Origin of the sequence: Pseudomonas sp. UBA3153 (assembly GCF_002364635.1) — a bacterium.
GTDB lineage: Bacteria > Pseudomonadota > Gammaproteobacteria > Pseudomonadales > Pseudomonadaceae > Pseudomonas_O > Pseudomonas_O kuykendallii.
On record NZ_DEYR01000063.1, the window covers coordinates 14781 to 27828 of the forward strand.

Consider the following 13048-nt stretch of genomic DNA (forward strand, 5'->3'; position numbering starts at 1 on the left):
CGGCAGCGGACCGATTCGCCGATTAGGAGAAACCGACCACGGCGTGCGGCACGTAGGGCGCCTCGAGCTGGGCGATTTCTTCTTCGCTCAGCGTCAGCTGCAGGGCGGCCAGCGCATCGGGGAGGTGGTGAGGTTTCGAGGCGCCGATGATCGGGGCGCTGACGCCGGGCTTTGCCAGTACCCAGGCCAGCGCCACCTGCGCAGGGGGTACGCCGCGCGCCGCGGCGACCGCCGCCACCGCCTCGATCACCTTGCGGTCGGCCTCGGCGGTATGGGCGTAGAGCGACTTGCCGAACTGGTCGCTTTCCGCGCGCTCGCTGGTCTCGTTCCATGGCCGCGTGAGGCGGCCACGCGCCATCGGGCTCCACGGAATCACACCGATGCCCTCGGCCCGGCACAGCGGCAGCATCTCGCGCTCTTCCTCGCGGTAGAGCAGGTTGAGGTAATTCTGCATGGTGGCGAAACGGGTCCAGCCATTGGCGCGGGCGACGTGCAGCATCGAGGCGAACTGCCAGGCGTACATCGACGAGGCCCCGATGTAGCGGGCCTTGCCGGCCTTCACCACGTCATGCAGCGCCTCCAGGGTTTCCTCGATCGGCACCTGATAGTCGAAGCGGTGGATTTGGTAGAGGTCGACGTAGTCGGTGCCCAGGCGGCGCAGCGAGTTATCGATCTCCTGCATGATCGCCTTGCGGCTCAACCCGGCGCCATTCGGGCCGGCGTGCATGCGGCCGTTGACCTTGGTGGCGATCACCACTTCTTCGCGGCGGGTGAATTCCTTCAGCGCGCGGCCGACGATCTCCTCCGAGGTGCCGTCCGAGTAGATGTTGGCGGTGTCGAAGAAGTTGATCCCGGCCTCCACGGCCTGGCGGATCAGCGGCCGGCTCTGCGCCTCGTCGAGCGTCCAGGGGTGGCTGCCGCGGTCGGGCACGCCGTAGGTCATGCAGCCGAGGCACAGCCGCGATACGTCGAGGCCGGTGCGGCCGAGCTTGTGGTACTCCATGCGATTCTCCTGATCGGTGAGGGCGGCGTTGTGGCCGCCGGTGGCGTATTCGTCGCGCCTGTCGCCTGGCGCCGGGGCCTAGATGAATAGGCGCAGTTCCGGCTTGAACAGACCGATGAGAAACCATATGGCCTGGAACACCAGGATGCACAGCGCATAGAGCCTGATCTGCTCGGCGTTCCAGCTCGGCGCCATCCAGTGGATCAGCCAGAACGATGTCCAGCCTTCGACGACGCGAGCACCGCCCCAGCAGAGAATCCATAGCCAGAACGTCGCGGTCAGCGCATGCCAGGACAGCCAGGCGAGTGTGGTCATCATCGGACTCCTTTCCAATCGGATAAGTGCCGGCGGGGCACGCCCAGCGGCCGCACGCCCGTGCTCTGCATGCCTGGGCGCAGCGGACAGGGTACGCGAAACAGGGCGCTTTTTGAGCGGTGCAGAAGCTGGGGGCGAGGCGCACGGCGGCGCGTATCCAGCGATCCGGCGCCGAGCCTTCTGCACGAGAAGGGCGCGCGGCTGATGCGCGTGGGCGTTTGCGGCGAGATTCCTTCGCCCATGAAAAAGGCCGCCGGGTTGCCCCGGCGGCCTCTGGTCCTGCAGTACTGGTTACTTCGCTTCGAACACCAGGTTGCCGTTACCGTCCTCTTCGAAGCCGGTGGCGGGCTGGATTTCGCCTGCATTCAGCGGGCCGGCGACGAGCAGGGTGCTCATCGGGTTGCGTGGCTGCAGCGCGGTGTGCACCAGGTTGTCCATCGCCCGACGGGTGTCCTCGGTGAGGTTGCCGCCGATCAGTCGATCGTCCTGGTTGACCTGCGCCGCACCTCCGAGATCACCCACCAGGTCCTTGATCAGACCCGAGCTGGTGCTCGGCGATTTGACGTCCACCACCCAGCCCTTGACGTTGCCCACGCCGGGCATGGCATCGAGGATCTGCGGCGCGATGAAGGTCACCGTGCCACCGCTGCGTGCGGAGCTGGTTTCGATCTGGCCGATGCTCAGGCGGTCCTTCGCGGAGTAGCTGATGTTGCCGCTGTCCGAGGTGGTTTTCGCCAGGTTGCCCATGTCGATGGAGCCGCCGCTGACGAGGGCGATGGCGCCGCGGCCCTTGGTGCTGATGGTGCTGTCCTGATCGATGTCGCCGCCGGCGTTGATCGCCACGCTACCGGCACCGCTGGCGATCGCCGCGGCCTGGTGTACGTCGCCGCCGGACTTGATGACGATGTTGCCCTTGGTGGTGTTGATCGCCGCATCCTGCTGCACGTCACCGTTGGCATTCAGCGTGATCGCGCCATTGTTGGTGCTGATCGCCGCGCTCTGCTGGATGTCGCCCGCCGCGTTCAGGGTCACATCGCCGGTGCCGGTGTGGCTGACGCCGCCGTTCACCTGCAGATCGCCCGCGGTGGTCACCTGGATGGCGCCGCCGGTGGCCTTGAGCGCCGGGTAGGACACCAGGTTCATGCTGCGGAACAGCGAGGCGTAGGTGGGCGTCAGTTCCAGGGTCTGGGTGCCCTGGTTGTTGACGTAGATGCCACCCGTGCCGCCGTTGGCGTAGAGGCTTTCCAGCTTCACCTGCAGCGCATCGCCGGACTGGCCGATGCCGCTGCCGGCGATGGCCTGCAGGCCCTGGGCGGAAACGTCCAGCAGACCGGCCGCCTGGGTGCCGCGGATGCTGCCGCCGGCGGTCAGGCTGACGGTGTGGCTCAGGCCGGTGTCGCTGATCGCATTGGCCAGCACCAGCGAGCCGTCCGTGTCGAGGCTGATGTCGCCGTCGCCGGAGACGCCGCTTACCGCGCCCTGGGTGGAAACGGTGAGCAGCTTGCCGCCGTTGGCGTTGCTGATCGAGACGCCGTCGTGGCCGCCGGCCGCTGCGAGACGCTCGGTCCGCGTGGCGACGCCCTGCTGGGTGCCGATGCCGTTGCCGGCGAGCAGCGACAGGTCCGGGGCGATCAGCGTGCCGCCGGCACCCTGGATGGCGCCGCTGGCCTTCAACCCGATGAAGGTGTCGCTCTTCACGTTGCCGACGACGTTCAGGTTGCCCAGCGTGCTGGCGATGATCTGCTTGCCGCTGGCTACGTTGATGTCGCCCAGGCCGAGGGTGCCGGTGGAGTTGAGGTACAGGCTGGTGTTCAGCGTGCCGCCCTGGTTGACGTCGAGGCGGTTGGCGATGATCCCCAGCGGCTTGTCGGCCGAGCTGTCGATGTCCTTGTTCAGGTCGTAGGCGCTGACCGCCTGCTTGCGTACCTGCTCGCTGGCATCGCGCGCCACGTTGGCCTTGAACACCGCCAGGTCCGCCATGTCCCGGGAGGTCTGGGTGGTGTCGCGGATGGTGGTGGTGGTCACCAGGTTGGTCGCGGCGGTGTTCACCGCGGCCTGCGCCACATCGAGCTGGTTGTTCAGCTCGGTGAGGGTGTCCTGGGCCGGCGCCAGGGTGTAGCGCTCGTAGCTGTCCAGCGCCAGGGAGGCGGCGGACATCACCAGGTCGACCACGGCGAAGGCGGCGTCGGCACCGGCGTCACCGGAGAACGGCACGGCCTGTGCGGCACCGGCGATCACCGCGGCGGCGTTACGCACCACGGTGGCGGCGTTGAGCGCGGTGTTCAGCGCGTCGACTTTCGCCGACATGGTGTCCACGGTGGCCTGCTGGGTGTTGACCGCGACCTGGGTGAGGTACTCGTTCAGTGCGGCCAGCTGGTCCTGCAGCGTGGCGCTGGTGACCATCGCCTCGTAGCTCTTGAGCTGCTGCTGGAGGATTTCCAGTTGCAGCAGTTTGGCGGCGGCCTCGGCCACCTTCGCCGAGTAGTCAGCGATGGCGGTGTCGCGGCTCAGTTCGGCGTCGCGCAGCGCCGGGGTGCTGGCGCTGAGGCTGACGTGGTTGCCACGGATGTTCGCCGCGGTGCCGTTGCCGTCGAGGATGATGCCCTTGCGCGACTCCACCTTGACGTTGCCGCCGGTGCCGGCGTCGAGCATGCCGATGGTGATGTTCGACTGGGCGACGAGGCTGATGTCGCCGTTGTCGGTCTTCAGGTTGCCGGCCACGATGACGCCGTTGTAGCCATCCAGTTCCGACTTGGAGAGCGCGGTCAGGCTGATGCTGCCGCCACCCGGCAGGTAGATGGTGTCCTTCTGGTTGATGAACACGATGTTGCCGTTGGTGGCGGTCATGCTCAGCTTGCCACCGTCCATGGTGATGATGCCGCCGTTGTTGTTCAGCACGGTGATGCTGGTGGCGATGATCGAGATTTCGCTCAGGCCCTTGCCGGTCAGCGTGGTGCTGTCCACCGCGATGGCGCCGGCGTTGGAGGCCTTGACGCCGCCGCTGCCGCCCGCCGCGGAGAGGAAACTGACGTCCAGTGCCAGGTCGCCGTTGTTGCCGATGCCGCCCGGTGCGCGGATGTCCAGCGAACGCGCGCTGACGTTGGCCGCGCTGTTGCCGTTGCGCGCATCTTCGATGGCGCCGGCAGCGCTGAGGCTGACGTTGTTGCCGCCGGCATTGATGGTGCCGAGGTTGATGTCGCCGTCGGCGTCGATGGCCACGTGGCTGCCGCTGCCGCCGGTGGTGGCGCTGATCAGGGCCAGCGGCTGGCCGCCGGTCTGACGCGCGTAGATGCCGCCGTTGGCGGTATCGATCACCAGGCTGTCGACGTGCAGTTCGAGCTTGTCGCCGCTTGTGCCAAACGACTTGGCGTTGACGGTGAGACCGCTGGTGACGAAGTTGGCGTCGTCGCCATTGCCGTCGGTGACGTTGCCGCTGACCTTGAAGGCGATGGAGTCGCCGGCTTCCAGGGTGCCGAGCACCACGTCGCCGCTGTTGTTCAGCACCATCCGGCCGGTGGCGCTGGCCGACAGCAGGCTGATCGCGCCGGTGTTCTGGACGTACAGGTCGCCGGTGCTGGTCAGTGCGACGGGGCCGCTGACGCTGCTGTTGAAGGCCTTGCTGGCCGAACCGATCTCGCTGCCGTAGAGGCTCAGCGAGGCGGCGGTCACCGCCGGTGCGCCGTTGCTCGCGGCGGAGCTGATGGCGCCGCCTGCGGTCAGGGCCACGGCGTTGGTCGCGCGTACCGATTTGACCTGAAGATCGCCGGTCTGCTTGACGGTCACCGCGCCGCTGCTGCCGGTGGCGCTGGCGGTCAGGTTCAGCAGGCTGGCGGACTGGTTGTCGACGTTGATGGTGCCGTTGCGGCTGATCAGGTTCAGCGCTTCGGCCTTGGTCAGCAGGGCGCTGGCGCCACCGATGCTACCGCTGGCGTCGAGGTTGACGTTCTTCGCCAGGATGCTGCCGCTGCCCTTGGTGATGTTGCCGGCGGCGACCAGGTTCAGGCTGTTGCCCGCACCCAGGGCCAGGCCGTTGACCAGGATGCCGGCGGCGCTGTTGGTGAAGGACAGGTCGAGGCCGCTGGCGTCGGTCAGGGCCAGGGCGTTGGTGCTGTGGTTGTGGCTCAGCGAGCCGCTGCCGATGCCGACCTGCACGTCGCCGTTCGGCGTGCTCAGGCTGAGGGCATTGAGGGCCTTGTCGTTTGCCAGGTAGATGCCGGCCTGGGCCACCTTGGTGCTGGCGGTGATGGCGTCGGCGGAGGTTTCCAGGGCGTTGGCGGCGGTGCCGATGGCGTTGTTGGCGCTGATCGTCAGTTCGCTGCCGCTGAGGTTCATCGCGCTACCGTTGTTGTCGGTGATCGCGCCGTTGTCGGCGGACAGGCTCACCTTACCGGTGGCGGCGATGCTGCCGAGGGCGACGTTGCCCTGGGCGACGCGCACGGCGACGTCGTGGCCGGCGCCGCCGGCGAGGATGTTGCCGATGGTCAGGCCGTTGCTTTCGGTGAGGTAGACGCCACCGTCGGCGGCGCTGGCGTTCAGCGTCTCGCTCTGGATGTTCAGCGCGCGGCTGGCGTCGCCGACGTTCTTGCCGGCGTTCAGGGTCAGCGTCTTGCCGGTCAGGGTGACCGCGTCGGCCGCGCTGAACACGCCGCCGTCGGTGGAGGTGATGGTCAGGTCCTTGGTGGCGGAGACGGCGTCGGTGAGGAACACGCTGTCCTGCGAACGGATGCTGACGTTCTTGCTGCCGGCGGCGCCGTTGGACAGGGTGACCTTGCCGTTGGCATCGCCGATGGCGCCGAGCGAGGTGCTCTGGCCGTTGACGGTCACGGTTTCGCGGGCGGTGACGTTGCCGACCAGCAACTGGCCGAGCGTGTTGTCGACGTTGATGCCGCCGTTCTGGGTCGAGGCGTTGAACACGTCGACCTGGGTGTTGAGCGCCTGGGCATCGCTGCCGATGGCGCCGTCGGAACGCAGGGTGGTCGACCAGCCGGTGATGTTCACCTTGCTGCTGTCGGCGGAGGTGATGCTGCCGTTCTGCGCGGTGATGATCACGCGGCGCTGTTCGGTGTTGCTCTTGTCGCCGGTGCTGACTTCGCCGAGGGCGACGCCGCCGTTGACGTCGGTGACCAGCACGTGGCCGTTGACGGCGTGCGCGTTGAGCACGTCGGCGTCGACGCTGAGGGCGTTCTCTTCGGCACCGATGGAGGCGCCGTCGGCGGTGACGGCCAGGTTCAGGGTGGCGGCGCGGGTGCTGCTGCCGGTGGCGGTGGTCAGGCTGTCGGTGGCGGTGAGGCTGGCGGTGCCGCTGACGTTGATGTTGCCGCTGGACGCCTGCTGGATGCTGGCGGCGCTGATGTCCAGGCCGGTGGCCTCGATCACGCCGCTGTTGTTCACCACCGAGGACATCAGGCCGCTGGCGCTGTTGCCGGCGAGCACGACGGTCTGCGCCTTGATGCTGCCGCTGTTGCTGACGCCGAGGGCGTCCGCGTCGCTGGTGGCGGCGCCCAGTGCATCGGCGGAAACGTTGAAGTTGATCAGCTTGTTGCCCTGCAGGTCGACGTTGAAGCGGTTCCCCGCGGCAACGGTGACCTGGCCGACGTTGGCCATGCCGTAACCGATGATCTGCCCGGCGTTGTCGACCTTCGGCGCCACCAGGTAGACGAAGCCGTCGGTGGCGTTGAGCTTGATCTCGCCCTGGTTCTTGATCGAACCCAGCGCGTTGCCGCTGAAGTTCAGCGTGCTGCCGTTGAGGAAGGCGGTGTTGTCCACGTCGAGGGTGGAGGCCAGCAGGCCGGCCACGTCGATCTGCGCGTTGGCGCCGAAGACGATGCCGTTGGGGTTGATCAGGAAGACGTTGCCGTTGGCCTGCAGGGCGCCCTTGAGGTTCGAGACCTGGTTGCCGAGCACGCGGTTGAGGACGACGGCGTCGCGGCTGCCCTGGGCGAATTTGACCAGTTCGTTGGTATCGATATCGAACTGCTGCCAGTTGATGATCGCCTTGGCGCTGGTCTGGTTGATCAGCGTCTGGTTCAGCGTGCTGCGGTCGATGGTGACGCTGCCGGATACCACGGTTTCACCGCTCGGCGCGGCGTGGGAGAACGAGGCGTAGCCGGCACCGATGAGGGCGATCGACAGCGCGGTCAGTACGGACGGATGACTTTTGGTTGTGCGTGACATGAGTACTTATCCTTCGAATGGGTGCCGTCGATCAGAAGTGGTAACGCGCCTGGGCGTAGACGTAGGAGCTGTCCTCGGTCTTCTCGCCGACCGGGAGACCCCAGTCGAGACGCAGGTCGACGCTCTTCAGCGGGCGGGCCAGCAGGCCGATGCTGAAACCGGTCAGGTCTTCGCTGTCGTTCTGCTCGGGCAGTGGGTCCTTGATCCAGATGCGGCCGTGTTCCAGGCGCGAGGTCAGTTGATAACGGTCGCTGTCCGAGAGCAGCGAGTAGCGGCCCTCGACACTCGCGGTGACGCCGTGGTCGCCGGAGTAGGCCGACGCCGGATGTCCGGCCACCGAGCCGAAGCCACCGATCGCCCACTGCTCGCTGGAGACCAGCGAATCGGCGCTGTACTGGCCGTAGAGGCGCGGAATGACCAGCAGGCGGGCATTGATCTGCTGCAGGCGGGTCAGGTCGAAGCTCAGCTTGGTGAAGTCGTTGTCCGCGTGGGCGTAGGCACGACTGGACATCGACGAGCTGTCGTCCATGCCGCCGAGCGCTTCGCCGAGGCCCTGGTGCAGGTCGAGGCTGGCCAGGGTGCGACCGTAGAGGTCGGTGTTGTCCAGGCCGAAGCTGAAGCGCAGCTTGCGGATCTTGTCCTCGGCGGTGCTCTGGCCGAGCATCGACTGGTCGAGGTCCTGGTATTCCAGCCAGGCACCTGCGGTGTAGATCGTGCGCGCCGAGCGGACGAAGTCCTGCGACAGGCCGAGGCCCCAGCTGGTGTTGTCGCCTTCGATCTCGAGGATGCGGAACTGGCTGCCGATGTCGACGTTGCCCTGCGAGTAGTACGCATGGGCGTGGGTGCCGACGGCGTTGAGCGGAGTGCTGTAGTCGACGTACTCGAAGTGCAGGTCGCCTTCGCCGATGGACTGCATCGCCAGCAGGTTCAGCTCGTCGCCGCGACCGCTGAGGTTGGCGAACTGCAGGCTGGGAATCACCCGGTATTCGCCGGTGTTGTCGTTGCCGTAGTTGTTGGCTTCGAGGGCGCCCTGGATGCGCGGCGACTCTTCCACGTTCACCAGCAGGTCGGTGGAGCCCAGCTCCTTGCCCGGTTGCAGGGTCGAGCTGACTTCGATGCCGGACTGACGGTTCAGGCGGGTCAGCGCACGTTCGACGTCTTCCAGGGTGAACGGCTTGGAGGTCTCGATGCCGCCGGCCTTGAGCGCGTCGATCACGCGCTGATCGCTGTAGCGCTGGTTGCCGTTCACTTCGATCTTGCCCAGCCAGCCTTCGAGCACCACCAGCTGCAGGGCGTCCTGATGGGCGAAATCCTGCTGTGGAACCACCACCTTCGCCAGGCGATAGCCGCTGAGGTGGTAATAGGCCTCGATCTTCTTCGCCAGGGCGTTGATGTCCTTGAACGTCAGCGGGCGGCCGAGATCGGCGGCGAGCTGGGCGCTCAACTGGTCGCTGGTAAAGGTCTTGTTGCCGGTGAAGGCGACCTTTTTCACCATCACGCGGCTTTCCGCGGCGGGCGCGTTGGCGGCCGGTGCGTCCGCAGCGACCGCCTGGTTGGCGGTCATCACGGCAAGGCTGAGTGCGCAGAAGAGGATTCTGGCGGGTTTATCGGAGTACGACATAAGGCCCCTTGTTTCCATATCGATGGACGTGGTTTTGGCTGTGTGGCGAACGGCGACTGGTGGCATGTTTTCTGGTTCTCACGGTCTTCTCCGGTCGTTCCGGACCGCGCCCGGAAGCGCGATTCGATACAGTCGAAGAAGGCGTTTGGATTTCTTCGGGCAAACTTTTCCCGCGACCTTTAATAACGGCCGAAAAACAGTTGAATGACTCACTGCAACTTTTTTAAAACGTGGGATGCCCGCTAAACGAAGTAACGCGCACTTCGCAAAGTTTCATCACAACATCGGGGCTGGCTGTATCAGGAATCGGCGCAATGCGCCTGGCGATGCCTACTACGTTCAGGTACCTGACGGTCGACTGGACTGCATCTCACGGGTCGGGTTGATCTACACGCTCTGTCTGCTCACACGGTTCGCTTCGGGTGTGGCTGAAGCCGAACCGGTTCACGGTCGCCTCTTCAGTCGGATGGCTTATCGTCGCTTCCGGAAAAAGCTGGATTGCCGTTCGTCGCCACCATCTCGTTGTTTTCCATGCGTTTATCCAGCTGTTTTTCGACGAATGACGCTGGCGGAACAATGCCATTTTGTGCGTTCAGTCGCATTTTTCATGCAGTTATGAATCTAAGCGAATGCAACTACCGTTCGGCGATCAACCAGAAAGCAGTGCCTTCTCCCTCAACACTGTTGCCATTTCGCTGGCGCCAGGAAGTCTTTCGCAGCGGAAAAACAGGTTCCTGTTGCAACTGTTTTTATTCGAGCGAATTAACGCGCAATAGATGATGGCGGAAAAAGACCTGGTGAGCCTCGATGTTTATGTGGCTCTGCGGATGCACTCCTGAGGCAGAACAAGTTCAGCCTTCAAGTGAGAACCTGGAAATTCGTTAGCTTGCTCAAGTTGGCAAGGCGAAGTTTCGAGGTGAATTTGATTTTATAGTGTTCGGGATAGGCTCGCCGCTGCTGGGAACAGGGCAAAAAACTGCCGGACCGACCAGTGGTAAGAATCGACAGGTCACTGTGAGGCAATCCACGCTTGCGTGAGGGGTTTGGTTAAAGGCCGACGCGTTTGCGGTTGCGCCGAAAGGGGGGGCGCGCGAGGTGTGTTCCGGGCAGGTTGCTGGCCCTCCCACTCGCCTCGTTACCGGACGAGCGGTACTAAAGTTTGTTCGGTGAAGGGGAACTTTTGCTGTCTCGGCAGCCGTCGGGTGCCGGATGAATGAGGGCAGAAGGCAACAGCCCCCGGCAGCCGTTACCGATGATGAGCAACGCGTGCCCGGCCTAAGGGAAGGAAGGCCATGAGCGACAGCAACCGGCGCAGCGGGGCGCCACCACCCGGTCGAGGTCATAGGCGCTGATTACGCGGCTCGGCGGGTAGGCCGCCCGGCGACGTTGCACATCAGTTGATCGTCGATGCCGATGGTGAAGCAGGCGAGGGCGGCGAAAGTTCGATTACAGGGCCGCACGGGCCGAGGCCGGCTCGAAAGGGCGCTCAGGCATGGCGCGAGTCTCGTTGAACACTGCCGGTTTCCCCATCGGCGAACACGGGTGAAGCCGTCGAGCCGCTCAAGCACGTGCATTCGCCCTGGGTCCTGAGCGCAGGTGAAGGGGTCGTCCTGGCTATGGAAAAGGCTTTGCGCGAGGAGTGTTCCGGCACATGAGTTGTCCATAGCGAGTAGCCATGGCTGTTAAGGTGGCCGGCCCGCCAGGAATGGTCACGGCGGGAAGTGCATTGAAAAATCGGAGAAAACTGTATGGAGATACCATCCACCCGCACGATCAATCCGCCTGTATTCGTCAGCGCTGCGGTCCTCATCCTGGCGTTGGTGCTGTTTACCGTGGCGATGCCAGAAACGGCCCAGACGCTGTTCCAGGAAATCCAGCGCTGGATCATCGCCAACGTCAGTTGGTTCTACATTCTCACCGTCGCGATCATCCTGATCAGCGTGGTGTTCCTCGCCATCAGTCGCTACGGTGACATCAAGCTTGGCCCCGATCACAGCGAGCCGGATTACCGCAACGTCACCTGGTTCGCCATGCTGTTCTCTGCCGGCATGGGCATCGGTCTGATGTTCTTCGGCGTCGCCGAACCGGTGATGCACTTCATCACCCCGCCGTTCGGAGCGGGCGGCGATGTCGCCGCGGCGCGCGAGGCGATGAAGATAACCTTCTTCCACTGGGGCCTGCATGCCTGGGCGATCTACGCGATCGTCGGCCTGATGCTGGCGTTCTTCTGCTATCGCCACGGGCTGCCGCTTACCCTGCGTTCGGCGCTTTATCCGCTGATTGGCGAGCGCATCTACGGTCCCATCGGCCACGCCGTGGACGTGTTCGCGATTCTCGGAACGGTCTTCGGCGTCGCCACTTCCCTCGGGCTTGGCGTGGCGCAGATCAACAGCGGCCTGCACCATCTGTTCGGGCTGCCGGTCAGCGTCGGCGTGCAGGTCGGGCTGATCGTCGCCACCTGCTCGCTGGCGACGCTGTCCGTTGCCAGCGGCCTGGACAAGGGCATCCGCATCCTCTCGGAAACCAACCTGGCGCTGGCGGTGATCCTGCTGCTGTTCGTGCTTATCCTCGGCCCGACGGTATTCCTGCTGCAGACCTACGTGCAGAACACCGGCGCCTATCTTTCCGAAATCGTCAGCAAGACCTTCAACCTCTATGCCTACCAGCCCAGCGACTGGATCGGTGGCTGGACGCTGTTCTATTGGGGCTGGTGGATCGCCTGGTCGCCCTTCGTGGGGCTTTTCATCGCGCGGATCTCCCGCGGCCGGACGATTCGCCAGTTCGTCGGCGGCGTACTGCTGGTACCCACCGGCTTCACCCTGCTGTGGATGACCGTGTTTGGCGACACTGCGATCCACTTCATTCTGGTGGATAACCTGCAGTCGCTGGCGGCGACGGTGGACCAGGACAGTTCGCTGGCGCTCTTCGCCTTCCTCGAACAACTGCCGTTCAGCGGCCTGGTTTCGCTGATCGCGGTGGCGATGGTAGTGGTGTTCTTCGTGACATCGGCGGATTCCGGCGCGCTGGTGGTCGACTTGCTGGCCTCTGGCGGACAGGACCGCACGCCGGTCTGGCAGCGCATCTTCTGGTCGACCCTGATGGGCATCGTGGCCATCGCGCTGTTGCTCGCCGACGGCCTCAAGGCGCTGCAGACTGCGACCATCGCCAGCGCATTGCCGTTCTCGGTGATCCTGCTGTTGAGCATCTGGGGACTGTTCCGCGCGCTCGGCGCGGACGCCACCAAGCGCAGCATCCGCTTCCAGGCGGTCAGCCTGTCGCAACCGGCAGTACACGGCGAGAGCTGGCAGCGCCGGCTGCGCGGCATGCTGCTGATGCCGCGCCGGTCGCAGGTGACGCGCTTCATCGAGGAGACCGTGGCCCCGGCGTGCGAATCGGTGGCCGAGGAACTGCGCAAGCAGGGCCTGGAAGTCGAGGTGGTGCGCGAGGAACAGCAGGTCAGCCTGGATGTGCATCACGGCGAGCAACTGGATTTCCGCTATGCGGTGCTGGTGCGCTCGTTCACCCAGCCGAGCTTCGTCATGCGCGACACCGGGGACACCGAGGAGCGCAAGTACTTCCGCGCCGAGGTCCACCTGCGCGAAGGCGGCCAGGACTATGACGTCATGGGCTGGAGTCGCGATGGCGTGATCGGCGACATCCTCGACCAGTACGAACGTCATCGGCACTACCTGCACGTCGTCCGCTAAGGCTTTCGCCGCTCTGCCGGGCAGCGCTGCCCGGCACTTCTCCCTGCTCTTCGCCCAACGGCTCTGCGCCGCGCCATGCCAGGCACGACGCAGGGTTCAGGCACGTCTCGCCACCCCTCGTTTGGCTCCAGCATCCGTGACCGTTTGGTCCTAACTCTGACCAGATCACAGGACTACGTTCGCCGGGCAGCATATTCCGAATAAAAACAATTAAGGGGGATGCATGTC

At 65.0% G+C, this 13048-nt stretch carries 6 protein-coding genes; 1 reads left to right on the forward strand and 5 read right to left on the reverse strand.

The features are described 5' to 3' along the window. Positions 1 to 22: 22 nt before the first annotated feature. From B2X67_RS14565 to B2X67_RS14585, 5 genes are all read right to left on the reverse strand, one after another. Positions 23 to 1003, reverse strand: coding sequence for an aldo/keto reductase (locus tag B2X67_RS14565; protein WP_286785935.1), 981 nt, complete (start codon positions 1001 to 1003; stop codon positions 23 to 25). A gap of 78 nt (positions 1004 to 1081) precedes the next feature. Beyond that, positions 1082 to 1318, reverse strand: a complete 237-nt coding sequence (locus B2X67_RS14570; protein ID WP_090227195.1) for a hypothetical protein — start codon at positions 1316 to 1318, stop codon at positions 1082 to 1084. Positions 1319 to 1609: 291 nt separating this feature from the next. Next, complete coding sequence (locus tag B2X67_RS14575; RefSeq protein WP_286785936.1) at positions 1610 to 7492, reverse strand: filamentous hemagglutinin N-terminal domain-containing protein; 5883 nt, start codon at positions 7490 to 7492, stop codon at positions 1610 to 1612. Between the two features lie 31 nt (positions 7493 to 7523). After that, entirely contained in the window at positions 7524 to 9113 is a 1590-nt protein-coding gene (locus tag B2X67_RS14580) for a ShlB/FhaC/HecB family hemolysin secretion/activation protein (protein ID WP_286785937.1), read from the reverse strand. A gap of 458 nt (positions 9114 to 9571) precedes the next feature. Next, a complete protein-coding gene (locus tag B2X67_RS14585) occupies positions 9572 to 9715 on the reverse strand; it encodes a hypothetical protein (RefSeq protein WP_286785938.1) in 144 nt (47 codons plus the stop codon). Positions 9716 to 10861: 1146 nt separating this feature from the next. On the opposite strand from B2X67_RS14585, the gene B2X67_RS14590 reads away from it, so the two are divergent. After that, positions 10862 to 12820 (forward strand): BCCT family transporter, encoded by a 1959-nt coding sequence (locus B2X67_RS14590; RefSeq protein ID WP_282344597.1) that lies wholly within the window; start codon positions 10862 to 10864, stop codon positions 12818 to 12820. The last annotated feature ends 228 nt before the right edge of the window (positions 12821 to 13048 follow it).

Excerpts from the sequence above, each read along its gene's own strand:
- B2X67_RS14570 (WP_090227195.1), bottom strand. The coding sequence starts at position 1,318 with ATGACCACACTCGCCTGGCTGTCCTGGCATGCGCTGACCGCGACGTTC.
- B2X67_RS14565 (WP_286785935.1), bottom strand. The coding sequence starts at position 1,003 with ATGGAGTACCACAAGCTCGGCCGCACCGGCCTCGACGTATCGCGGCTG.
- B2X67_RS14590 (WP_282344597.1), top strand. The coding sequence starts at position 10,862 with ATGGAGATACCATCCACCCGCACGATCAATCCGCCTGTATTCGTCAGC.
- B2X67_RS14575 (WP_286785936.1), bottom strand. The coding sequence starts at position 7,492 with ATGTCACGCACAACCAAAAGTCATCCGTCCGTACTGACCGCGCTGTCG.
- B2X67_RS14585 (WP_286785938.1), bottom strand. The coding sequence starts at position 9,715 with ATGCGACTGAACGCACAAAATGGCATTGTTCCGCCAGCGTCATTCGTC.
- B2X67_RS14580 (WP_286785937.1), bottom strand. The coding sequence starts at position 9,113 with ATGTCGTACTCCGATAAACCCGCCAGAATCCTCTTCTGCGCACTCAGC.